The sequence below is a fragment of the Maritimibacter sp. DP1N21-5 genome (assembly GCF_019218295.1).
Classification (GTDB): Bacteria; Pseudomonadota; Alphaproteobacteria; order Rhodobacterales; family Rhodobacteraceae; genus Maritimibacter.
The window spans coordinates 413,908-436,212 of the sequence record NZ_JAHUZF010000004.1 but is presented as its reverse complement, the minus strand read 5'-3'; the positions used below and the strand labels follow the sequence as shown (position 1 = coordinate 436,212).

Annotated in this window: 28 protein-coding genes; 14 read left to right on the top strand and 14 right to left on the bottom strand. The window is 63.8% G+C overall.

What is annotated here, in order from left to right; all coding sequences use genetic code 11:
* The first annotated feature begins 37 nt into the window (after nucleotides 1-37).
* The gene (locus KJP29_RS06700) at nucleotides 38-1,699 is read left to right on the top strand and encodes an NAD+ synthase (protein ID WP_218462786.1); all 1,662 of its coding nucleotides are present in this window, start codon (nucleotides 38-40) and stop codon (nucleotides 1,697-1,699) included.
* Between the two features lie 90 nt (nucleotides 1,700-1,789).
* On the top strand, nucleotides 1,790-2,338 hold the full coding sequence (locus KJP29_RS06695; protein WP_218462785.1) for a hypothetical protein: 549 nt from the start codon (nucleotides 1,790-1,792) through the stop codon (nucleotides 2,336-2,338).
* Here the strand turns inward: KJP29_RS06695 and KJP29_RS06690 are convergent.
* The 3 genes from KJP29_RS06690 to KJP29_RS06680 all read right to left on the bottom strand — a co-directional run bounded on the left by KJP29_RS06690 (nucleotide 2,313) and on the right by KJP29_RS06680 (nucleotide 3,949).
* Complete coding sequence (locus KJP29_RS06690; RefSeq protein WP_218462784.1) at nucleotides 2,313-2,774, bottom strand: MaoC family dehydratase; 462 nt, start codon at nucleotides 2,772-2,774, stop codon at nucleotides 2,313-2,315. The two genes, KJP29_RS06695 and KJP29_RS06690, sit on opposite strands and share 26 nt — an antisense overlap.
* Nucleotides 2,775-2,779: 5 nt before the next feature.
* Nucleotides 2,780-3,097 (bottom strand): hypothetical protein, encoded by a 318-nt coding sequence (locus tag KJP29_RS06685; RefSeq protein WP_218462783.1) that lies wholly within the window; start codon nucleotides 3,095-3,097, stop codon nucleotides 2,780-2,782.
* 78 nt (nucleotides 3,098-3,175) lie between these two features.
* Complete coding sequence (locus KJP29_RS06680; protein ID WP_255553461.1) at nucleotides 3,176-3,949, bottom strand: ZIP family metal transporter; 774 nt, start codon at nucleotides 3,947-3,949, stop codon at nucleotides 3,176-3,178.
* A gap of 92 nt (nucleotides 3,950-4,041) precedes the next feature.
* Here KJP29_RS06680 and KJP29_RS06675 point away from each other — a divergent pair, with 92 nt between their 5' ends.
* Together KJP29_RS06675 and KJP29_RS06670 are read left to right on the top strand one after the other, a co-directional pair.
* The gene (locus KJP29_RS06675) at nucleotides 4,042-5,205 is read left to right on the top strand and encodes an alpha-hydroxy acid oxidase (protein ID WP_218462782.1); all 1,164 of its coding nucleotides are present in this window, start codon (nucleotides 4,042-4,044) and stop codon (nucleotides 5,203-5,205) included.
* Nucleotides 5,206-5,329: 124 nt separating this feature from the next.
* Complete coding sequence (locus KJP29_RS06670; protein WP_218462781.1) at nucleotides 5,330-5,956, top strand: 50S ribosomal protein L25/general stress protein Ctc; 627 nt, start codon at nucleotides 5,330-5,332, stop codon at nucleotides 5,954-5,956.
* 70 nt (nucleotides 5,957-6,026) lie between these two features.
* On the opposite strand, the gene KJP29_RS06665 is transcribed toward KJP29_RS06670, so the two are convergent.
* Entirely contained in the window at nucleotides 6,027-6,704 is a 678-nt protein-coding gene (locus KJP29_RS06665) for an FkbM family methyltransferase (RefSeq protein ID WP_218462780.1), read from the bottom strand.
* Between the two features lie 116 nt (nucleotides 6,705-6,820).
* On the opposite strand from KJP29_RS06665, the gene pth reads away from it, so the two are divergent.
* The 7 genes from pth to KJP29_RS06630 all read left to right on the top strand — a co-directional run bounded on the left by pth (nucleotide 6,821) and on the right by KJP29_RS06630 (nucleotide 11,901).
* The gene (gene pth / locus KJP29_RS06660) at nucleotides 6,821-7,525 is read left to right on the top strand and encodes an aminoacyl-tRNA hydrolase (protein ID WP_218462779.1); all 705 of its coding nucleotides are present in this window, start codon (nucleotides 6,821-6,823) and stop codon (nucleotides 7,523-7,525) included.
* Nucleotides 7,526-7,587: 62 nt separating this feature from the next.
* Entirely contained in the window at nucleotides 7,588-8,748 is a 1,161-nt protein-coding gene (locus KJP29_RS06655; RefSeq protein WP_218462778.1) for a serine hydrolase, read from the top strand.
* A gap of 9 nt (nucleotides 8,749-8,757) precedes the next feature.
* Complete coding sequence (locus KJP29_RS06650) at nucleotides 8,758-9,132, top strand: DUF2237 family protein (protein ID WP_218462777.1); 375 nt, start codon at nucleotides 8,758-8,760, stop codon at nucleotides 9,130-9,132.
* A 60-nt stretch (nucleotides 9,133-9,192) separates the two neighbouring features.
* Entirely contained in the window at nucleotides 9,193-9,525 is a 333-nt protein-coding gene (locus KJP29_RS06645) for a hypothetical protein (protein ID WP_218462776.1), read from the top strand.
* Between the two features lie 263 nt (nucleotides 9,526-9,788).
* Nucleotides 9,789-10,346 carry a PepSY domain-containing protein gene (locus KJP29_RS06640; protein WP_218462775.1) on the top strand — a complete coding sequence of 186 codons (558 nt, stop codon included), beginning with the start codon at nucleotides 9,789-9,791 and terminating at the stop codon, nucleotides 10,344-10,346.
* 274 nt (nucleotides 10,347-10,620) lie between these two features.
* The gene (locus KJP29_RS06635; protein ID WP_218462774.1) at nucleotides 10,621-11,205 is read left to right on the top strand and encodes a hypothetical protein; all 585 of its coding nucleotides are present in this window, start codon (nucleotides 10,621-10,623) and stop codon (nucleotides 11,203-11,205) included.
* Nucleotides 11,206-11,460: 255 nt separating this feature from the next.
* Nucleotides 11,461-11,901: a hypothetical protein gene (locus KJP29_RS06630; protein ID WP_218462773.1), complete on the top strand. Its 441-nt coding sequence runs from the start codon at nucleotides 11,461-11,463 to the stop codon at nucleotides 11,899-11,901.
* 80 nt (nucleotides 11,902-11,981) lie between these two features.
* Here the strand turns inward: KJP29_RS06630 and KJP29_RS06625 are convergent, their stop codons facing one another.
* The 4 genes from KJP29_RS06625 to trpB all read right to left on the bottom strand — a co-directional run bounded on the left by KJP29_RS06625 (nucleotide 11,982) and on the right by trpB (nucleotide 14,890).
* Complete coding sequence (locus KJP29_RS06625) at nucleotides 11,982-12,566, bottom strand: helix-turn-helix transcriptional regulator (protein ID WP_218462772.1); 585 nt, start codon at nucleotides 12,564-12,566, stop codon at nucleotides 11,982-11,984.
* Nucleotides 12,567-12,569: 3 nt separating this feature from the next.
* The gene (locus KJP29_RS06620; RefSeq protein ID WP_218462771.1) at nucleotides 12,570-12,977 is read right to left on the bottom strand and encodes a hypothetical protein; all 408 of its coding nucleotides are present in this window, start codon (nucleotides 12,975-12,977) and stop codon (nucleotides 12,570-12,572) included.
* A 74-nt stretch (nucleotides 12,978-13,051) separates the two neighbouring features.
* Entirely contained in the window at nucleotides 13,052-13,510 is a 459-nt protein-coding gene (locus tag KJP29_RS06615; RefSeq protein WP_218462770.1) for a hypothetical protein, read from the bottom strand.
* A 144-nt stretch (nucleotides 13,511-13,654) separates the two neighbouring features.
* Nucleotides 13,655-14,890 (bottom strand): tryptophan synthase subunit beta, encoded by a 1,236-nt coding sequence (gene trpB, locus KJP29_RS06610; protein ID WP_218462769.1) that lies wholly within the window; start codon nucleotides 14,888-14,890, stop codon nucleotides 13,655-13,657.
* 177 nt (nucleotides 14,891-15,067) lie between these two features.
* Here trpB and KJP29_RS06605 point away from each other — a divergent pair, with 177 nt between their 5' ends.
* Nucleotides 15,068-16,696 carry a tannase/feruloyl esterase family alpha/beta hydrolase gene (locus KJP29_RS06605; RefSeq protein ID WP_218462768.1) on the top strand — a complete coding sequence of 543 codons (1,629 nt, stop codon included), beginning with the start codon at nucleotides 15,068-15,070 and terminating at the stop codon, nucleotides 16,694-16,696.
* Nucleotides 16,697-16,746: 50 nt separating this feature from the next.
* On the opposite strand, the gene KJP29_RS06600 is transcribed toward KJP29_RS06605, so the two are convergent.
* The 6 genes from KJP29_RS06600 to rpsA form a co-directional block, all read right to left on the bottom strand.
* Complete coding sequence (locus KJP29_RS06600) at nucleotides 16,747-17,013, bottom strand: N-(5'-phosphoribosyl)anthranilate isomerase (protein ID WP_218462767.1); 267 nt, start codon at nucleotides 17,011-17,013, stop codon at nucleotides 16,747-16,749.
* A gap of 54 nt (nucleotides 17,014-17,067) precedes the next feature.
* Nucleotides 17,068-17,508, bottom strand: a complete 441-nt coding sequence (locus tag KJP29_RS06595) for a GNAT family N-acetyltransferase (RefSeq protein ID WP_218462766.1) — start codon at nucleotides 17,506-17,508, stop codon at nucleotides 17,068-17,070.
* Entirely contained in the window at nucleotides 17,505-18,137 is a 633-nt protein-coding gene (locus KJP29_RS06590; protein ID WP_218462765.1) for a phosphoribosylanthranilate isomerase, read from the bottom strand. Before KJP29_RS06590 ends, KJP29_RS06595 begins: the two co-directional genes overlap by 4 nt.
* A gap of 4 nt (nucleotides 18,138-18,141) precedes the next feature.
* Nucleotides 18,142-18,492, bottom strand: a complete 351-nt coding sequence (locus tag KJP29_RS06585) for a LapA family protein (protein WP_218462764.1) — start codon at nucleotides 18,490-18,492, stop codon at nucleotides 18,142-18,144.
* Between the two features lie 13 nt (nucleotides 18,493-18,505).
* Entirely contained in the window at nucleotides 18,506-18,787 is a 282-nt protein-coding gene (gene ihfB, locus KJP29_RS06580) for an integration host factor subunit beta (protein WP_218462763.1), read from the bottom strand.
* A 300-nt stretch (nucleotides 18,788-19,087) separates the two neighbouring features.
* Complete coding sequence (gene rpsA / locus KJP29_RS06575; RefSeq protein ID WP_218462762.1) at nucleotides 19,088-20,767, bottom strand: 30S ribosomal protein S1; 1,680 nt, start codon at nucleotides 20,765-20,767, stop codon at nucleotides 19,088-19,090.
* Between the two features lie 377 nt (nucleotides 20,768-21,144).
* Between rpsA and KJP29_RS06570 the strand changes: the two genes are divergently transcribed.
* Nucleotides 21,145-21,537, top strand: coding sequence for a DoxX family protein (locus tag KJP29_RS06570; protein WP_218462761.1), 393 nt, complete (start codon nucleotides 21,145-21,147; stop codon nucleotides 21,535-21,537).
* A 39-nt stretch (nucleotides 21,538-21,576) separates the two neighbouring features.
* The gene (locus KJP29_RS06565; protein WP_218462760.1) at nucleotides 21,577-22,272 is read left to right on the top strand and encodes a ZIP family metal transporter; all 696 of its coding nucleotides are present in this window, start codon (nucleotides 21,577-21,579) and stop codon (nucleotides 22,270-22,272) included.
* Nucleotides 22,273-22,305: the final 33 nt, after the last annotated feature.

Here is a 22,305-nt window from a genome sequence, read left to right as displayed (position 1 = left end):
CGACTAAAGGTGTCGATGACCCGACGAAGGAACACCCATGACCGAGACGATCAAACTCGCTCTGGCGCAGTTGAACCCCACCGTGGGCGACATCCCCGGCAACGCGGCCAAGGCGATCTCGGCCTGGGAAGAGGCGAAGGCCGCCGGAGCGGATGCGGTCATGCTCACGGAGGCCTTCCTGACGGGCTATCAGCCGCAGGATCTGGTGATGCGCCCGGCCTTCTGGGCCGAGGCGATGGAGACCTGCGAGGCACTGGCCCGCGACTGTGTCGAGGGTCCCGTGATGGGGATCGGCTGTCCGTTCCATGACGGGAAATCGCTCTATAATGCCTTCTGGATCCTCGAAGGCGGCAAGGTCCGGCATCGGATCCTGAAACAGCTTCTGCCCAATGAAACGGTGTTCGACGAGAAGCGTCTCTTCACCGCTGCACCGCCGCAGGACCCGATCAAGCTCAAGGGTCTCTGCCTTGGCATTCCGATCTGCGAGGACGCCTGGTGGCCCGATGCGGTCTGCGCCGACCTGGCGGAAAAGGGGGCCGAAGTGCTCTTCGTGCCCAATGGGTCGCCCTACTACCGGGGAAAGGTCGCGCATCGGCACGACGTGATAAGGGGCCGGGTCGAAGAGACCGGGCTTCCTCTCGTCTATCTCAACATGGTCGGCGGACAGGACGATCAGGTCTTCGAAGGCGCGAGCTTCGGCATGGACGTGCAGGGCGAGCTTGCCTTTCAGTTCCCCCAGTTCGACGAGGTGACGCGAATTGTCACGCTCGAGAAGGGTGCGGACGGCTGGCGCATCGTGCCGGCCGCGGTGGCGCCGGCCCTCCCCGACCACGAAGCCGATTACCGCGTGATGACGGAAAGTCTGCGCGACTACATGCGCAAGACCGGGTTCAGGAAGGTTCTTCTTGGCCTCTCCGGCGGGATCGACAGTGCGATCGTCGCAACCATCGCGGCGGACGCGCTGGGACCAGAGAACGTGCGCTGCGTGATGCTGCCCTCGGAATACACCTCGGAAGGCTCGCTCGACGACGCCGAAGCGCTCGCCAAGAACCTTGGTTGCCGCTACGACTACGTGCCGATCTCCGGCCCCCGCGCCGCAGTGACCGAGGCGCTCGCGCCGCTCTTCGAGGGCACGCAACCCGATCTGACCGAGGAGAACATCCAGTCGCGCCTGCGCGGGCTGCTCCTCATGGCGCTGTCCAACAAATTCGGGGAGATGCTGCTCACCACCGGCAACAAGTCCGAAGTCGCCGTCGGTTATGCGACGATCTATGGCGACATGGCCGGGGGCTACAACCCGATCAAGGACCTCTACAAGACCCGCGTCTTCGACGCCTGCCGCTGGCGCAACGCCAATCACCGCGACTGGATGTTGGGCCCGGCCGGCCAAGTGATCCCGGTCTCGATCATCGACAAGCCGCCCAGCGCGGAACTGCGCGACGACCAGAAGGATTCGGACAGCCTGCCACCCTACGAGGTGCTCGACCCGATTCTCGAAGGCTTGGTGGATCACGAACTCTCCATCGCGGAACTTGTCGCAAAGGGCTTCGACCGCGAGACGGTGAAACGGGTGGAGCGCCTGATTTTCATCAGTGAATACAAACGCTTCCAGTCCGCGCCCGGCGCGCGCCTCACGATGCGCAGCTTCTGGCTGGACCGGCGCTATCCCATCGTGAACCGCTGGCGCGACAAGACCTGACGCGCCGCGCGCGACGCCGTGACCCATTGACGCGGAACAATCCGCCTTCCTAATCCGTTGTGCGACCCTTCGAGACGACAGGACCAAACAATGGCCACGAGCTATGACGTCATATCCGGCCCGCCACCGCAGCGGGAGTTCCGCTTGGCGGGGACCGCGCTGACCGCGGTCACCGGCGGGATGCTCCTGTGGCTCGCGCAGACGACCGATCTGGTTGCGCTCATGCGCTCGCCGGTCGTGGTGCTTCTGGTGCTGCCCGTGGCGCTCGGCGTAATGCTGATCTGGCTGGGAGTCAGCGGAAGCGAAGCCAAACGCCGTCTCGCCCGGGTCGACGCCCTCGGGGTGCAGGCCGGGGTCTTCGGACTACTGCCCTGGGATCAGGTGGGACGGATCGAACGGCGTGGATCAGGCAAGCAGGAGGTCCTCGTCGTGCTGCCCAACGCCCGCAAGGAACTGCGCCGCATCGTGCCCATCGGGCGGTCCACGGTCGCGCCGGACCGCGTTCTGGCCGATGTTTTGGCGGTCGTCGCAGAGGCGGGCATGACCGCGACCTACCGCGAGGACGCCCACCCCGGCTGGGACATCGCGCCCACTCCCCGTGCCGCGCGCGAGGTTACGCCGCCCCAGACCGGGTTTTGATGATGTGATTGCCGATGTAGGAGGCGATCTTCTCGTCTCCGCCCTCACGCTTGCGCATGACGTCATAGGCGAACCGCACATAGCCCCGGTCGCCCCGGCGTGACGGCTCTGCTGAGATCACTTCACCCACCGCATAGATTTCGTCCCCCGGCAGGCTCGGCTTCAGCCAGCGCACCTCATCCATGCCCGAGGCTCCCATGCTTGCCTCGTCCCAGACGCCGGCTTCCATGGCGAGGTTGAAACAGACCAGCAGCGTCTGCCAGCCCGAGCCGATGAGCGTTCCGAAATGGCTTTTGGCGGCTGCGGCTTCCTCGAGGTGGAAGGGCTGCGGGTCCCAGTCCCTGGCAAACCCCACGATGTCTTCTCGGGTCAGCACCCGCGACCCGGTCGTGAAAGAAAAACCGACAGGCATGTCTTCGAAATAATGTTGCGCCATCGTCTTCAGCCCAGCTCGATGGTGCCGTCGGTGATCATGCCAGCCGTTGCCCAGAACAGCGCCGCGGCGATCAGTATCGCAATCAGCAGGATGCCCGGAACACGGCTTGCCACGCGTGGCACCGACCGCACATCGAAGCGGCGCCCATAGACGAACAGGAAGACGGCAAGGACGCCCGCCATCCCCTGCCACAGCACGAAATGCGACATCGACCGCACGCCCCCGATGGTGCCGCCCAGGGCACCGCCCATGTCCAGGAAGGCCCCTATGAAGGTCACTGTCCAGGCCAGTAGCCCGACGCGAAAGATCGAACGTTCATCCATGTGTCATCTCTGCCCAACTGCCTTTCGTGCGCAACCGAAATTCGGCGGCACTGCACCGCTATCCGCAGCCCGGCACCGCTACCCAAGCGTTACGTCAAGGAACATCATCAACACCAGCCCGATCATGAGCCCGGTGGTGGCCCGGTTCTGATGCCCGTGGCGATGGGTCTCGGGGATGATCTCGTGACTGATGATGAAGAGCATCGCCCCGGCCGCGAAGGTGAGCCCCCAGGGGAGCAGCGCCTCGGACACCGTCACGGCGATCACGCCGATCAGCCCCCCAACAGGTTCGATCAGCCCGGTGAAGAGCGCGATCCGGAAACTGCGGCCTTTCGAGTATCCCAACCCCCGAAGCGCGACGGCAACTGCCAGCCCCTCCGGCGCGTTCTGAAGCCCGATCCCGGTGGCCAGCGACAGACCGTTGGCGATGTTCCCGCCGCCGAACCCCACGCCGACCGCCATGCCCTCGGGGAAATTGTGGATCGTGATAGCGATGATGAAGAGCCAGATCTTGGACAAGGCACCGGGATCCGCGCCCTCAGGCCCGACAATGAAATGCTCATGCGGCAGGAAGGCATTCATCGCCCAGACCGCGAGCGCCCCCAGCAGGATCCCGCAGGCCGCGAGACCCGCCGCGTCCCAGACCGAACCCGATCGCTCCTGCGCGAAGTCGATCCCGGGCAGGATGAGCGAGAAGAACGAGGCGGAAATCATCACCCCGGCCGCGAAGCCCAGAAGCGTGTCCGACCACTGACGCGAAATCGACTTGCCGAAGAGGACGACGAGGGCCCCGACCCCGGTCATGAGCCCTGCGCCAAGGCTCGCCAGCATGCCGATCATGATGATACTCATGCCCACTTCCTGCGGCTTTCGCGCACGCCCCGCAAGGGCACGTTGTGCAGATTGCACCAGCGGGCTAAGAAAAACGGAAACGGGAGGGGACAATGGCCGTCATTACAAGCATCGAAGACCTCAAGCGCGTCTACAAACGCAGGACGCCGAAGATGTTCTACGACTACTGTGAAAGCGGGTCCTGGACCGAACAGACCTTCCGCGAGAACTCGTCGGACTTCGACGACATCTATCTGCGCCAGCGGGTTGCCGTCGACATGACGGACCGCAGCACGCGCACGAAGATGATCGGACAGGACGTCGCCATGCCGGTGGCGCTGGCCCCCGTGGGTCTGACTGGCATGCAATCTGCAGATGGCGAGATCAAGGCGGCGCGGGCAGCAGAGAAGTTCGGCGTGCCCTTCACGCTGTCCACGATGTCGGTCTGTTCGATCGAGGATGTGGCGGCACATACGCAGGCGCCGTTCTGGTTCCAGCTCTACGTGATGCGCGATCAGGATTACCTGCGCCGCCTGATCCAGCGCGCGAAGGACGCGAAGTGCTCGGCGCTGGTCCTCACGCTTGACCTCCAGATCCTCGGCCAGCGGCACAAGGACCTGAAGAACGGGCTGTCCGTGCCCCCTAAACCCACGCCCGCTACAATGCTCGACCTGTCGACGAAGTGGCGCTGGGGCATGGGGATGCTAGGTACGAAACGGCGGAGTTTCGGCAATATCGTTGGCCATGCCAAGGGGGTCGAAAGCCTTACGTCCCTCATGCACTGGACCGCGGAACAGTTCGACCCGCGTCTCGACTGGAAGAAGGTCGAGGAAATCCGGGACATGTGGGGCGGCAAGCTCATTCTCAAGGGCATCATGGAACCCGAGGACGCCACGATGGCTGCCAAGATCGGCGCGGATGCGATCGTCGTGTCGAACCACGGCGGGCGGCAACTGGACGGCGCACTGTCGTCGATCCGCGCGCTCGACCCTGTGCTGCAAGCCGTGGGCGATCAGGTCGAGGTGCATATCGACAGCGGCATCCGCTCGGGCCAGGACGTGCTGAAGGCCGTGGCGATGGGCGCGACGGGCACCTATATCGGGCGCGCCTTCATCTATGGGCTGGGCGCGATGGGCGAGGCGGGCGTGACACGCGCGCTCGAGATCATCCACCGGGAACTCGACGTCTCCATGGCCTTCTGCGGCCACCGGGACATCGGCGCGGTGTCGCGTGACATCCTGCGCGTGCCGCAGGATTTCTCGGGCCGCTGGCAATAACGCCGCGGCGTGCGGGGCAAGGCAGTTTTCCCTTCCCAAACCTCCGATTCCCGACTATACGCGCGCACTCATGCGGGGTTGCAGCCTTGGAGGAACCCCGCGCAACTTTACTGGAGAACCAATCATGGCTCGTGAGATTCCCGATTTTCACGCCACGGTACGGACGGGGACAGGCAAGGGCGCCGCTCGTCAGGCGCGTCGCGACGGCCTCGTACCCGGCATCGTCTATGGCGGCGGCAAAGACCCGCTGGCGATCAACATGCCCTTCAACGTGCTTCTGAAGTCGTTGAAACAGGGCCGATTCCTGTCGACTCTCTTCAACCTCAAGGTCGAAGGCGAGGACGACGTGCGCGTGATCTGCCGCAACGTGCAGCGCGACGTGGTCAAGGACCTGCCGACGCACGTCGATTTCCTGCGCCTGCACCGTGACACCCGCATCAACCTCTTCATCCACGTCAACTTCGAAAACGAAGACAAGGCGCCCGGCATCAAGAAGGGCGGCGTCGTCGTCCACGTGCGCCCGGAAGTCGAGCTTTCGGTCATCGCTGGTGACATTCCGGACCACATCACCGTGGACCTGACCGGCCGTCAGATCGGCGACGTGATCCACATTTCGGACGTGACCCTGCCCAAGGGCGCGAAACCGACCGTGGACCGCGATTTCGTGATCGCCAACATCTCGGCTCCCTCGGGCCTTCGGTCCTCGGACAACGCCGAGACCGAAACCGAAGAAGAAGCCGAAGAGGCGTGATCCTCTCTCCGCCACGGATTGGCGGAGCCGGACAGAGAGACGAAAGCGGGGCGCCATCGAGCGCCCCGTTTCATTTTTCGCACCTTTGCAGCACTACGACCTCGCCGATCGTGCCCCAGGGCATGTAGGTCATGTTGTTCTTCGACATGCCGTCGAACATCGCCTTGACCGCCGAAGGCGGGTATTGCCCGGTGTGGATTTCCATGACCAGAAGCCGCACGCAGTCGGGCCAGGGCTGCTGACAGAGGTGCAACTCGGCGCCCTCGACGTCCATCGACACCACGGTGGGCTTGAACTCCGCCAGCAGCTCCGACAGTTTCACCGCCGGCACCTCGACCGTCTTGTCATCGGGCGTCGTGTCCTTCGCGACACCCGACGCCCAGAAGGCCTGCCGCGTCTCGAAACGCACTGTGTCGCCCTCATGGCCGTCCGCGACCACCGCCGCGTGCAGGACGGTCGTTTCCGTCATCCCGTTGCGATCGAGGTTTTCGCGCAGCGCGGCCATCATCGTCGGGTTGCCTTCGACCGAGATGACGTTCTCACCCCCGACGATCCGCCCCGCGTGGATCGACACGAACCCCGCCCCCGCCCCGATGTCGAGCACCCGGTCACCCGGTTGCAGGTGCCGACGGATCGCGCGGGATTCGTTCACCTCGTAGCGACCCGAATTGAGCGCCTCGCGCAGCTTCGCCGTCAGGGCATGGTTCGGCACGCGGAGCGCGATGTCGTCGATCTTGAATTGCGCCATGTCCGTCTGCCCCGTTACCCGTTCTTGGCAAGCGCCGCCCCCTGCCCTAGGTTTGCGCCGATCCTAGGGGTGGCGTCGTGATTGGCCAACCCGCAAATCCCGAACCGGAGACCCGGATGAAACTCTTCGTCGGCCTCGGCAACCCCGGCCCGAAATACGCAGGCAACCGCCACAACATCGGCTTCATGGCGGTGGACCAGATCGCCGCCGATCACGGGTTCGCCCCCTGGCGCGGCAAATTTCAGGGGTCGGTCAGCGAAGGCACCCTCGAGGGCGAAAAGGTCATCCTGCTCAAGCCCGAGACCTTCATGAACCTCTCCGGGCAATCGGTCGGCGAAGCGATGCGCTTTTACAAGCTCGACCCCGACGACGTGACGGTGTTCCATGACGAGCTCGACCTTCCCCCCTTCAAGCTGAAGCTGAAGACGGGAGGCGGACACGCGGGCCACAACGGCCTTCGCTCGCTCCATCAGCATATCGGCGACGCCTATCACCGGGTCCGTCTGGGCGTCGGCCATCCCGGCCACAAGGACCGCGTATCGGGCTACGTGCTGTCCGATTTCGCCAAGCAGGAAGGGAAATGGCTCGACGACATGCTGCGCGGCATTTCGGATGGCGCCCCATTCCTGGCCAAGGGCGACGGCGCCAAGTTCACCAACGCCGTGGCTCTGCGCACGGGTGGCGCGAAGAAGCCGAAGCCCGATAAGCCCGCCCCGACCCCCGCGCCGGAGCACCGCGCCGGTGAACCTGTCGCAAGTTCTGCCGATGACAGGGCGGACGACCGCTCGCCGCTGCAACGGCTCATGGACAAGTTCAAATGACCAACGCGCAACTGGACGCGCCGCCGACCTGACGCCATAGTCCCCTGACAAAGGGACCATTCATGCGCCGCATTCTTCTCTGGGGTCTTCTCGTCTTCGTGCTCGCCGGGGCCGCTCTGGGCGTGGCCCGGCAAGAGGAACTCACGCGCCTTCTGGCCGTGAACACGCTCTTTGACGAAGAGAAGATCGTGCACAACTTCTCGCATATGGGAGAGCTCTTTCACAGCAAGGCGATCCAGACCTCAGGCAAGGACCCCTCGCCCCTTCCCCGCGGCGATGCCGTGGACCTGCCCGACGACCTAGACCGCTGGCTCGCCGACCGCGCGACCACAGGGATCGTCGTCCTCTCCGGGGGTGAGATCGTCTTTGAGGACTATTTCCTCGGCACTGGTCCGGACGACCTGCGCATCTCTTGGTCGGTCGCGAAGAGCTTTCTCTCGGCCCTGCTCGGCACCGTGATCGAGGAGGGCGTGATCGAGAGCCTGGACGATCCGGTCGTCAAGTATGCCCCCCTGTTGCAGGGATCGGCCTACGAGGGCGCCACGATCCGGCAGGTGGCCCAAATGTCTTCGGGCGTGGTCTTCGACGAGGACTATCTGGACTTCTGGTCCGACATCAACCGGATGGGCCGGGTGCTCGCGCTCGGAGGGTCGCTCGACCGTTTCACCGCCGACCTGACCGAAGCGCGCGGAGAGCCCGGCGCGGACTGGCTCTACGTGTCGATGGACACCCATGTGCTGGGCATGGTCATTCGCGGTGCCACCGGGCGCGACGTGCCCACCCTGATGGGCGAACGGATCATCGGCCCTTTGGGGCTCGAATCCCAGCCCTACTATGTCACCGACAGCGAAGGCGTGGCCTTCGTCCTGGGAGGGCTCAACATGATGACCCGCGACTATGCACGATTCGGCCAGATGATCGCGCAGGACGGGATGTGGCAAGGGCAACAGATCGTGCCCGCCGACTGGATCGACGCCTCGCTGAGGGCCACGGCCCCGACGGCGGACGGCGCGGCGCGATACGGCCTGCAATGGTGGCTTCCCGCCGACGCCCGCGAGGGCGAGGCCTTTGCCATCGGCGTCTACGGCCAATATATCTGGATCGACCGGGCGGCGAATGTGGTCATCGCGATCAACGCCGCCGATCGGACGTTCGAGGAACCGGGCGTCTTCGAGGACAACATCACGATGCTCCGGCGGATCACCGAAACCGTGAAGGAATAGGAACGACCGATGAAAGCCGAACCTATCAAACCGATCAACGTGCTGGGCGGAACGCTGCTTCTGTGCTCGGACTCGCCGAAGACGGGATACTTCCGCGACAGCTACTGCAATACCTGCGCGGCCGACCGGGGCAACCACACGGTCTGCGCGATCATGACCGCCGAATTCCTCGCTTACTCGAAATACGTGGGCAACGACCTCTCCACACCGCTGCCCGAGTTCAATTTCCCTGGCCTGAAGCCCGGCGATCAATGGTGCCTCTGTGCCTCGCGCTTCCTTCAGGCTCATGAGGAGGGCTGCGCCCCGCGCGTCCGTCTGGAGGCGACCCACGGGCGCGCGCTGGAAGTCGTGTCGCTCGCCATTCTCGAACAATACGCGATCTGACGGGAACCTTTTCGCTCGACGCGCGTTTCGTCCGACCTGACCTGCGTCTTGGAGGACCCCATGATCACCCGCCAATGCCCGTTCCGCCTCGTGGTCGCCTGCGCGATCGGGCTTGGCGTGGGACCGGCGATGGCGGATTGCGCGGAGCACCTGCGGGCACAGGGGGTCGAAGAAATCCCCTCTGGCACCGTTCAGGCGCAGGGTCTGGCCCATCTGGACGACGAAGGTTTCGACGTCTTTCGCATGATCGAAAGCGCGGATGGCAGCATCGTCTTCCATGCGTCCAGTGGCGCTTTCGGTCGCGTGCTGGTCCTCGACGCGTCAGGCGCGGTGATCTCCGACAACCTGTTCCGGACCGACGGCGTCTCCGACAACACTTTTGCCCAGATATAAATCCCGCCTCATTCCGAACGGCAGGCAACCTATCTCTCTGCCTTGAAATATGGCGTAAATGTGGAAAATTTTACAATAACCACAAACGGTATTTTTGGTATTGTTTACTGTTTTCGAACAGTATATTTTCGGAACTGCATCCTCGCCGGTCGTGTTTTTCCGCTACATCGCGGGAACCGGCGAAACTTCGCCTTCCCAACCGTCCACGGTCCCCGGCACGCTCGGCCTGATTCCGAGACCGGGGCAGACCACAGGGAAGTACCATGAAACAGACAACACTCATCCTCGCGACCGTCTCTGCCCTTGCTCTGGGCGGTCCGGTGTTCGCGGCAACCGACATGTCGTCCACGTGTGAGGACCGCGGCTGTTCTGCCGTTCAGGCCGAACTCATGGCCTCCGGCATGGCGATGCTGGAGGCTCAAGGCTACGTCGTGCAACGCGTGATCGCTCACCCGAACAACTCCGTAACACTCTACGGCACTTCGGCAAAAGGCGTCCGCGAGATCACGCTTCGTGCGGACGGGTCCGTGATCGCCGATAGGATGATGGAAGATGGCCCCGACATCCGCTCGGCCGCCGCCTCCGCGGGAGGAGGCTACATGAATACGGTTCCCGACCGCCACGACAACGGCTCTGCCGGACACGACGGCTCTTCGGGCGGGTCAGGCAGGGGGAGCGGGGGCGGTTCGCATGGTGGCGGCGGCTCGCACGGTGGCATCGGGATTGACGCGGGCGTCGGCGTCGGCGGGTCCAGCGCATCCCACGACAGTGGCAGTGGCGGATTGCTTGGCATCGACCTGTCAATCGGCATCCTGAACTGAACCGAGACTCTGAAATTCTCTTGTGAATGCCCTTGCAAGCAGCGCTCCGGCGCTGCTTTTTCTTTCCCCAGATGCCTTTATTATATGACGGACGAGAAAGTTAACAGTCTTCTTCAAGGATTTTTTGAAACTCATACTGAAAGCCTGTCGTTTCTTAGGGCACAAGACCCAACGATCGGGCCGCCCTCGGACTGCCAATACCGGCACCCCGCGACATGGCGCCCACGGGTCAGGGCACAACGCTTGCCCATGGAAAGACAAGGAGTTCTTAACTATGAAACGCTTTGCCACGATGACCGCCGTCGCCCTTCTTGCCGGGACCGCGGCTTTTGCCGATACCACCTCGGCCGGACTGAACCAGGAAGTTTATACCCAAGGCATGGCCACGCTGGAGCGTGACGGCTACGACGTCGACCAGGTGCGCCAGGACGGCCGCGGCATGCTCCACTTCACCGCCCATAACGACACCAACGGCCGGATCATGGTGATGGACGATGACGGCGACGTCATGTCCGACACGATGGTCGACCTCGAAGGCGGGGCGATGATCCAGGCGATGGGCAATGACGACGACGATAGCGGCTCGCTGTCGCTCGGTGCCGAAGGGGGGCTCTCCGCCTCGGCCATGACCGAGAACTCCGACGGTTGGGACGAGGACGAATCCTCGGCGTCCATCGGCCTTGACGGTGGCCTCGACCTTGGCGTGTCCGGCTCGGACGACGGTGACAGCGGCTCGATCTCGGTCGGCACCGGTGGCAACCTCGGCGTCTCGGCCAGCGGTTCCGACGATGGCGACTCCGGTTCGATCGGGCTCGACCTCGGTGGCGGGCTGAATATCGGGATCATGGGCGACTCGTAAGCCCACCCGATCTGAAAACGAAGGTGGCGTCACCCCCGGTGGCGCCACTTTTCCGTTCGGTCACATGGACTTGAAGTGAAGCTACGAGTCTCGCGATTTTTTTCAGGAACCGTTTCGTCAGCCCTTCGTTGAGCACCCATAGCACACCACAGGGCGCGCCCTCATCGGTCAATCTCGGCCGGTGCGACACGGCCTCCCAGTCTGTGACGGGCCACCCCCGGGCAGTGTGGTTTTGACATTAGGAGAAACAACGCAATGAAACGCACTATGATCACTCTTTCGGTTGCAGCCATGCTCACCGGGGGCGCGGCATTCGCTCAGCAGGCAAATACGCTGAACGAGTCCATCTATGCACAAGGCATGGGCATGTTGCAGTCCGAAGGCTACAACGTGAGCCTCGTTCGCCAGGACAACATCGGCAACCTCACGTTCATGGCCTCGTCGGACGCTGGTGGGCGCGTGCTCGTCATCGACGGCGAAGGCGCTGTTGTATCCGACACGATGACCACGCAATCGGCCGGTTCGATGTACACCCTCGAAGGCGAAGGCATGGAGGAGTTTGGCTCCAACACCATCATCTTCACCGACGAAGGCTCGGAACCCAATGATGGTGGCTATGCCGACGACGTGACCGAAGTGGACGCGCCGGATGGCGGTCGCGAACTTGATATCGACGTGTCCGACCAAGACAACTGATAGCGTTGAAAGCTGGAAAAGGTCAGGCGCCGCGCACTCGCGCGGCGCCTTTCTTATTGCTCCGTTTTCTTTCTTCGCAGTCACTGCACAGTGGTTCGGCCCGCCTCTCCTGTGTCTGACCGCATCCCAAGCCGCATCCCGTCGCCCGGGACCAGCTGTTCCTCCATCAGCCCGTCGATGAAGACCGACAGGAGCTGCGCCCTGCTCGACACTCCCGCCTTGCGATAAATCGCGTTGGTTTGCGCCTTCACCGTTCCTTCGGAGGTCGTGCGAAGAGCGGCGATGTCCGCCGTCGAAAGCCCCTTCACTACGAAAAGCGCAACGTCCCGCTCTGCCGGCGTCAGGCTCCATTCGTCGAAGTATTCCGCGAGCAGGTCCATGAACGCCGTCGAGGCCACCCGCAATTTCGCCTCGGCCGCGAGATGGCGTGACCTCGATCGTCTCAGTGCCACCGCGCCGAGGACGATCCCAAGCAGCAGGCCGAAGCCCGCTCCGATTTCGATGATCTCGCGCGCCTGCCAGGGGATCGGTGTTGCGCGCAAACCGATGGTGGAGGAGAGCATGTCCGCGATGAAGAACCCGGCGCAAAGAGCCTGAATGACAAGCGCGGCCGCGATGAAATAACGGTCACGCAAGCGCAGGCTCTTCGGCAAACGGACGAACATGGCTCAGTCGTCGTCCCCGCCGCCATCATCATCGTCTCCGCCACGACCCCTGCCCCGGCCTCTTCCCCGGTCGTCGTCATCGTCGTCGTCGCGCCCCCCCGATCCCCCACCGGGAGCCATGCGGCCTGACGGATCCGCGATCCGGGGGCCTGCGGACGGATCGGTGGAGGACAGCACCTGCCAGTAGTCGCGCAGGATTTCACCCGTGTTGTCGTTGAGCACGATTTCCCTGCGATACTGGACCGAGCGCGCCAGGATGCGCGTGCGGCCCAGAAGGGTGCGGGACACCTCGATCCGGGTGAACCCCTGCTCTCGAAGCTGAGACATGATGTCGGAAACGGCGTCGGCTTTCGCCGGCGCCGTGATCATGGCCGCCGCGGTAAGGACGGTCAGGAAATGTCGTCTGTCCATCTCAACTCCCCGAGGACCACTTTGCCCCAGGCCGACCCGCCGTCAAGCGGGCCGGCGCGGAATATTGTTCGTGATCAATCGTCGTCATCGTCCCGATCACCGCCCCGACCACGACCCCGTCCGCGGCCCCGGTCATCATCATGATCGTCGTCCCGGCCGCTGCGATGCCGGCCATGATCATCGTCATCGTCATCATCGTCCCAACCGCGTCCGCCGTGGCGACGTCCGTGATCATCGTCGTCATCGTGATCGTCGTCATCCCAGCCACGCCCGCCAAGGAAGGCGCCCATGTGGCGACCGTTGACCTCTTCGCGCAGAAGCTCGCCCAGCGAGTTGTAGACCCGTTCGATCTCACCGTTGGGCCCGGTGGCCTCGACCTTGATGCCATTGAAGCCCTGCTTCACTTCGAAGCGGGTGTAGCCTTGAGCGGTCAACTCGCTCACGGCCGCGTTCACGACGTCCTGCACTTGTGCATGGGCCGTCGAGGTGAACATTGCCGCCGCGACGGCAAAGATGAGTGCGTTCCGTTTCATGTCGTTCCTTTCCAGCTTTCAGTTCAATGCCTCCCTGGGCATGAGCCGATAAGCACCGGAAGTTCGTCACGACACTATTGACCACAGGCTTATGGCGGCCACCATAAACCCCCGGTTCAAGCGCATAAACTCAGGTTTAGACGGTCAGTTCACCAGACCCGACATATCCGTGCCAAGCGCCTTGGCCACGGTGAAGATGTCCTTGTCGCCCCGACCACAGAGATTCATGCAGATGATGTGGTCCTTCGGATAATCCTTGGCGACCTTCATCACATGGCCCAGCGCGTGCGAGGGTTCGAGCGCGGGGATGATACCCTCGGTCTGGCACAGGAGCTGGAACGCCTCGAGCGCCTCGGTGTCGGTGACCCAGACGTATTTCGCGCGGCCGGTATCGTGGAGCCACGAATGTTCCGGCCCGATTCCCGGATAGTCGAGACCCGCCGAAATCGAATGGCCTTCGAGGATCTGGCCGTCTTCGTCCTGAAGCAGGTAGGTGCGGTTCCCGTGGAGGACGCCGGGGCGCCCGCCGGTGAGAGAGGCGCAGTGCTCCATCTTGTCGTCCACGCCCTTGCCGCCGGCTTCGACGCCGATGATCTCGACTTCCTTGTCGTCGAGGAAGGGATAGAAGAGCCCCATCGCGTTCGAGCCGCCACCGATCGCCGCGACAAGCGTGTCAGGCAGGCGGCCCTCGGCGCGCAGCATCTGTTCCTTGGCTTCCTTGCCGATGATCGACTGGAAATCCCGCACCATCGCCGGATAGGGATGCGGCCCCGCGACCGTGCCGATGCAATAGAAGGTGTCGCGCACGTTGGTGACCCAATCGCGCAGCGCGTCGTTCATCGCGTCCTTCAAGGTGCCGCGCCCCGACGTCACCGGCACCACGTCGGCACCCAGAAGCTTCATGCGGAACACATTCGGCGCCTGCCGCTCGACGTCATGCGCGCCCATGTAGACAATGCACTTCAGCCCGAACTTGGCGCACACCGTCGCGGTGGCGACACCGTGCTGGCCCGCGCCGGTTTCCGCGATGATCCGGGTCTTGCCCATACGGCGGGCGAGGATGATCTGGCCCAGAACGTTATTGATCTTGTGCGCACCGGTGTGATTGAGCTCGTCCCGCTTGAGATAGATCTTGGCCCCGCCAAGCTGCTCGGTCAGACGTTCTGCGAAATAGAGCGGCGACGGACGCCCCACGTAATGGGTCCAGAGATGGTTCATCTCCTCCCAGAAGCTCTGATCAGTCTTGGCCTTCTCATATTCCGCTTCCAGATCGAGGATCAGCGGCATCAGCGTCTCGGACACGAAGCGCCCGCCGAAGTCGCCGAAGCGGCCCTTCTCATCCGGGCCTTTCATGAAGGAATTGAACAGATCGTCGGCCATAGTGCCCTCCAGATACATTGGCCGTTCCTAGCCTTTGCCCCCCTTTGGTGCAAGGACCGACAGCGGCGCGAACACCCCTCGAAGCGGGTGGCCCGAAGAATTTCCTAGCTTTCAAGATATTTTCCACGGATCATAAAATGGATTCGGGACACCCCCGGATCGACACGGGAGGAAACCATGAAACATCTCAGAACCAGCGTTGCGGCGCTGGCGATGCTGCCATGCGCGGCCATCGCCTCGCCCGAAGCCTGCGAAGACGCCGCGGGTCTGTCGCTCGACGGCGGCAAGATCACCGGCGCGACCTATGCGCCCAAGGGTGAGGAAAGCCCGCTTGCCCACTGCATCGTGACCGCAACGATTGCCGAGCGGACCGGGACCGACGGCAAGCCCTATGCCATCCGGTTCGAACTTCGGCTGCCCGACGACTGGACCGGGGCGCTCGTCCACCAGTTCAACGGCGGCAACGACGGCGAGGTCAAACCCGCCCTTGGCACGATCGCCGGGCTTGCACCGGGGGACGGCGCGCTGGCGCGGGGCATGGCGGTCGTGTCCTCCGACGCGGGCCATGCCGGGGACGCGAACCCCGAGGCCGGGCTGGCCGGATCGAACCTTTTCGGCAAGGACTTCGAGGCACGGCGCAACTATGGCTACGCGGCGGTGCCGCAGGTGCAGACAGCGGCCGAGGCGCTGACCACCGCTTACTTTGAGCGCAACATTGACTACCGCTACGGGATGGGGGTCTCGAACGGGGGGCGTCACGCGATGGTGGCCGCGAGCCGCATGGGCGATACCTTCGACGGGCTGCTTGCGGGCTTCCCCGGCTTCAACCTGCCCCGCGCGGCGATCCAACACGCCTGGGACGTTCAGGCGTTTCTCTCGGTGGGTGATACCCTGCCCGGTGCCTTCAGCCGGGACGAGATGAACCTTGTCGCGGCCAGCATCGTGGCGGCCTGCGACGGGCTTGACGGGGCCGAAGATGGTCTCGTGCTCGACCCCATGGGGTGTCAAAGCGCCTTTGACCCCGCCTCGATGATCTGCTCGGACGGCCAGAACAGCGACTGCCTGCCCGCGGACAAGGTCGCGGCTCTGGAAAAGATCCACGCCGGTCCGACGGACAGCGCGGGCAACGCGCTCTATTCCGACTGGGTGTGGGATCCGGGCATTGCCTCGGGCGGCTGGCGGTTCTGGAAACTGGAAAGCCCGGTTCCGCCGTGGGAGCAACAGCCGATCATCGCCGTCATGGGCGCCGGATCGCTGGCGCAGGTGTTCTCGACCCCGCCCAGCGACGTGGGCGGTTCGCCCGCCGAGTTGCAAGGGTTCCTGACGTCCTATGACTTCGACGAAGAGGCCCCCAAGGTGACCGCCACCTCAGAGGCGTTTCCAGAAAGCGCGGTCGACCTGATGACCCCGCCCGACATGGATGACCCCAAGCTGGCCGATTTTGTGGCTGCGGGCGGTAAGCTCGTGATCTTCCACGGCACGGCTGACCCGGTGTTCTCGATCCTCGACACCGCGGGCTGGTACGACCGACTGTCGGACAACCTTGGCGAAGCGGCTCGTGACAACGTCGTCTTCTACCCGGTGCCCGGGATGCAGCATGGACCGGGTGGACCGGCCCCCGATGCGTTCGACATGCTGACGGTCCTGACCGATTGGGTCGAAGACGACGTGGCCCCCGGCCCGGTCGACGCGATGGTGCGCACGGACAACGCAGAGGCGCCAGAAGCAGTGCGGGGCGAAACCCGTCCGCTCTGCCTCTACCCGCAGGTGGCGCGCGCCGAAGGTGACGGCTTCAGCTGTCAGTGACTATTGACGCAAAGCATTGAGGGGCGCGACCGTCGCGCCCCTTTTTGCGGCTAGGTCAGCACCAGCGTCGGGCGCGCCATGGCGAGCCGCACGGGGTTTCGGTTGCAGAAGACGATCATGTCGTCGCCGTTTTCGACCGCTTGGAAACCACGTTTCTTGATCTCCGACAGGAACCGTTCCCGTCCGATGATCGACTGAACCTCGCTCACCGACCGCTTGATGACGCCGCCGGAAAGTGCCGTTTTGCAGGTGAACGTCCGGTCGAGCCAAAGCTCGGCGGCCGTTTGAGGATTGGTTGTGTGGATGAAGTCTTTCATGCGCCCACCTCGCCCGATTCTGGTAAAAGGGCGGTTAAGCTTAATGCGCCTTCGTCACGCGAGCGGCTTCTTCATCCCGACATGGCTCGGTAGGTAGCCAAGCCCGGCATAGAAGCGATGCGCCGCCTCCCGCTGCTGGTTCGAGGTGAGCTGGATCATGGTGGCCCCCGCCGCGCGCGCCCGCGCCTCGGCATCCGCGACCAGCTCCCGACCGATCCCCTGCCCCCGAAGGTCACGGCGCACCCGAACGGCTTCCAGGATTGCGCGGCAGGAGGCGGTCAACGACACGCCCCAGACGACCGAGAGCTGGTAGGTCGCCGTCACGCCGGTTTCGTCCCGCGCGACGAAGAGCTGTGTGACGCCCTCGGCCAGCATCCTTGCATAATCCGCCTCGGCCCGTTCGAGGTCCGGCGTCACCTCGCCGATCCAGTCATCAGCCAGAAGCGCCACGACCTCGGCCACATCGCCGGGTGTCGCGGCACGAAACACCGTCACCCGGCCGCCTCGATGAAGGCGCGCATGAGCGCCGGGTCCTTCACGCCCGGCGCGCTTTCGACGCCCGAAGCAGTGTCGACCTGTCGGGCGCCGGTCATCTTGATCGCCAGCGCAACGTTCGCGGGCGTCAGCCCACCGGCGAGCATCCAAGGTTTCGTCCAGTGCCGGCCGGCCAAAAGCCGCCAGTCGAAGGCGATCCCGTTGCCGCCCGGCAGCACCGCATCCTTGGGCGCCTTGGCGTCGACAAGGATCTGGTCCGCCACATCCATATAGTCGTCGAGCTTGGCCACATCCTCCGGCCCCGCGATGCCCACGACCTTCATCACCGGCAGGCCATAACGCGCCCGGATTTCCGCGACCCGTTCGGGCGTTTCGGACCCATGCAACTGGATCATGTCGAGAGGCACGACATCCACGATCCCGTCGAGTGTCGCATCGTCCGCGTCGACGACCAGCGCGACCTTGGCCACGCCGGGGGGCACATCGGCGGCGAGCGTCGCCGCCTGCTCCGGCGTCAGGTAACGCGGCGACTTCGGAAAGAAGTTGAACCCCAAATAGAGCGCCCCTGCCGCGACCGCCTCGGTCACCGCCTCGGCGCTCGTCAGTCCGCAGATCTTGACCCTGGCCATGGAATCAGCGCGGCGGTTCCAGCAGGGCCAGAACCTCGTCCTCGGGTTTGGCCTGCTGGCGCTTGAGGTCCTGCACCTCGGTGGCGAGCTTGACCGCTGCGGTCTTGGCCCGCCGCCCCTCGGCCCGGAGCTTGTGCTCACGCAGCCATTCCCAGATGAAGCCGATCAGCACGCCGGCAATCACGCCCATGAAGATGACGATGAACAGCGGCAGGTTGACGGACCAGCTCCAGCCTAGAAACCCGGAAAGCTCGGCAGGCAGAAGTCGAAGTGTAACGATCTCGCGGTTGGCGAGGGCAACGGTGATCAGCACCACGGCAAGCGCGGCAAGGAACGCGTAGCGGATGTAACGCATGAAATGCGGCCTTTCAGTTCCCGTTCAGACGGTCGCGCAACAGTTTGCCGGTCTTGAAGAAGGGGACGTGTTTCTCGTCCACATCAACCGATTCACCCGTGCGCGGGTTCCGTCCCAGTCTGGCATCCCGCTTCTTGACTGAAAAGGCGCCGAAACCGCGCAGTTCGACGCGGTCGCCCTTGGCCATCGCATCGATGATCTCTTCGAAGATCGTGTTCACGATCCGCTCGACGTCGCGCTGGTAGAGGTGCGGATTTTCGTCCGCGATCTTCTGGATAAGCTCCGAACGGATCATTCCGATATCCCCCCGACAGGACTGGCCGACGCTCGTTGGCAGTGCGCCGGTCTCTGCCCGACTATAGGAGCATTCAAGCAGCCGTGAAACAGTGGCGACAAGCCCGGCGCGGAAAAATATGCGCCAAACAGCCGATTTTTCCATTCAAATCCGGGCTGTTACAGCAGGCGCCTCGGGGAATCCGCCGCCGTATGGCTCCCGCTGGCCGTTTCGTGGACCTGATTCGGGCGCTGGGACGGCGCACAAGAAAACGGCCCCGGATCGCTCCGGGGCCGTTCCACCGTCAGGCTATACGCCCGATCAGTCTTTCTTGTTCAGAGCCGCGCCCAGGATGTCGCCAAGCGAGGCACCCGAGTCGGAGGAACCGAACTGTTCCACGGCTTCTTTCTCTTCCGCGATTTCCCGGGCCTTGATCGAGAGGCCAAGACGGCGCGATTTCGCGTCCACATTGGTGACGCGCACGTCGACGTGGTCACCGGTCTGGAAGCGCTCGGGGCGCTGCTCGGCACGGTCACGCGACAGGTCGGAGCGGCGGATGAAGGACTTCATGCCTTCGTATTCCACTTCGATGCCGCCGTCTTCGATGGCGGTGACGGTCACGGTGATCACGTCACCGCGCTTCACGCCGCCCACGACTTCGGCGAACTGGTCACCGTCGAGCGCCTTGATCGAGAGCGAGATGCGCTCTTTCTCGGTGTCGACTTCGGTCACCACGGCCTTGACCACATCGCCCTTGTGGAACTGCTGGATGGCTTCTTCGCCACGCTGGTCCCAGGAGATGTCGGACAGGTGCACCATACCGTCGATGTCGTTGTCGAGGCCGATGAACAGGCCGAATTCGGTGATGTTCTTGACTTCGCCTTCGACCTGCGTGCCCTCGGGATGGGTCTCGGCAAAGACTTCCCACGGGTTGCGCATGGTCTGCTTGAGACCGAGCGACACGCGGCGTTTCGCCTGGTCGATCTCAAGAACCATGACTTCCACTTCCTGGCTCGTCGAAACGATCTTGCCGGGGTGGACGTTCTTCTTGGTCCAGGACATCTCGGACACGTGGACGAGACCCTCGACACCGGCTTCCAGCTCAACGAATGCGCCGTAGTCGGTGATGTTGGTGACACGACCGGTGTGCACCGATTCCAGCGGGTATTTCGCGGCGACGAGATCCCACGGATCTTCCTGAAGCTGCTTCATGCCCAGCGAGATGCGGTGGGTGTCCTTGTTGATCTTGATAACCTGAACCTTGATCGTCTCGCCGATCGAGAGGATCTCGGACGGGTGGTTCACACGGCGCCAGGCCATGTCGGTCACGTGCAGCAGGCCGTCGACACCGCCGAGGTCCACGAAGGCGCCGTATTCGGTGATGTTCTTGACCACGCCGTCGACGTTCTGACCTTCGGTCAGGTTGCCGATGACTTCAGCACGCTGTTCGGCACGCGATTCTTCGAGGATCGCACGACGCGACACGACGATGTTGCCACGGCGACGGTCCATCTTGAGGATCTGGAACGGCTGCTTGAGACCCATGAGCGGGCCGGCATCGCGCACCGGGCGCACGTCGACTTGCGAACCCGGAAGGAACGCAACGGCGCCGCCGAGATCGACGGTGAAGCCGCCTTTGACACGGCCAAAGATCGCACCTTCGACGCGGGCGTCGTCGGCGTAGGCCTTTTCCAGACGGTCCCAGGCTTCTTCGCGGCGGGCCATCTCGCGGGAGATGACGGCTTCGCCACGGGCGTTTTCAGCGGCCCGGAGGTAAACCTCGACTTCGTCGCCAACCGAGATATCGGGGGCTTCGCCGGGGTTTGCGAATTCTTTCAGGTCGACGCGGCCTTCCATCTTGTAGCCGACGTCGATGATGGCTTGTCCCGCTTCGATCGCGATGACCTTGCCTTTGACAACCGAACCTTCGTCCGGGGTGTCCATTTCGAGGCTTTCATTAAGGAGGGCCTCGAATTCCTCCATCGTTGCATTGGCGCTCATGAGCGTGTCAGTTCCTTTTCAAGTCGCTATTCGGGCCACACGGTTGTCTCCGCGGGTCTTTGGTTTCCTGTCCGACAGGCATCCGCAAAACAAAGAGGGCCGGTTCCCCGACCCTGCTCGCTCTCGGTTACGCGGCGTTCATCGCCTGTCTTGAGGGGGGCTATACGGTGTTCAGCCCTTGTTGGCAAGGGGATTGGGCCTTTCTGCGCCAAGCTTCGCCGGCGTGGCCAACCCCTGGCACGGGACTTTCGACGACCCAAGGCGGGATGCGCAGGGTCCGCACAAGGAAACGTTGTTGGCGCATGCCCCGCCACATCTCTGCCCACTTGACAAGAATGCCGCGCCGCCGCCCGATCAAGGCTCGCAGGAGGCCGCACATGTCACAGAAAACAATGACGATTATCGGATGGGCCCTTTCCGGGCTCTATGGCCTCTTCATCCTTGGTGCGTCGGTCTACCCGAAGCTCGCGGGCCTTCCTGTCGCCGACGAGACCATGGTGGCGCTGGGATGGGAGGCAAGCCCGATCCTTCTCATCGGCATGATCGAACTGGTCTGCGTGGTGCTCTACCTGTTCCCGGTCACCTCCGTTCTGGGCGCGGTCCTGTTGATGGCGGTTCTCGGCGGTGCGATGGCCACCCAGATCCGGGCGGGGACGCCGCTCTTCTCGAACGTGCTGTTCTCGATCTATCTGGGTCTCTTCATGTGGGGCGGGCTTTGGCTTCGCTCCCCGGCGCTCAGGGCCTTGTTCCCCTTCGCGCGTCGGACCTGACCGGGAACCAGCCCGCCGCGCCCGGCGTAGATCAACGCCATGATCGTTGTCGCCGTCATTCTCGTCACGTCCTTCGCGCTTCTCGCCGGCGCGTTCTGGGGGGCGTTTCGGAACCTGTCGGAGCGGACCGAAGGCTTCGTCGTCGCCTTCGCGGGCGGCGCGCTCATCGTTTCGGTGATGGACGAGCTGATCCGACCCTCTGTCGACACCATGCCGCTCTGGGGTGTTCTGGTGGCCGTGATGGGCGGGGCGGCGATCTTCACCGGGTCAGATGCATTCGTCGCCGCGAGGTTTCGGAACGCGGGCGGCACGGGGCTGGTCCTCGCCGTGACGCTGGACGGCGTGCCCGAGAACCTCGCACTCGGCACCGCACTCATTGGCGCGCAACCTCTGGCCGTCGCGGCGCTCGCCGGGTCGATCTTTCTGTCGAACCTTCCCGAAGCAGCGGGCGGCGCGAAACGGATGGTCGCCGACGGTCGCCACCCAAGGCGGGTCGTCGCGGTTTGGGCCGGGGTGGCAACACTTCTGTCGTTGGCCGCGCTCGGAGGCTACACCGGCCTGAGCGACGCGTCCGAACCGCTGATCGCCACGATCAAGTGCATCGCCGCCGGAGCCGTTGCCGCCTCGCTCGCCACCGAGGTGTTCCCCACGGCCTTCCGCGAAGACGCGAAGTGGACCGGCATCGCCGTGGCGCTTGGTCTCTGCTTCGCAGTCGCTCTCGGGCAGTTGGGGTGAAGTAGGTTTCGCGGCTGGAGGCCATTTTTATGA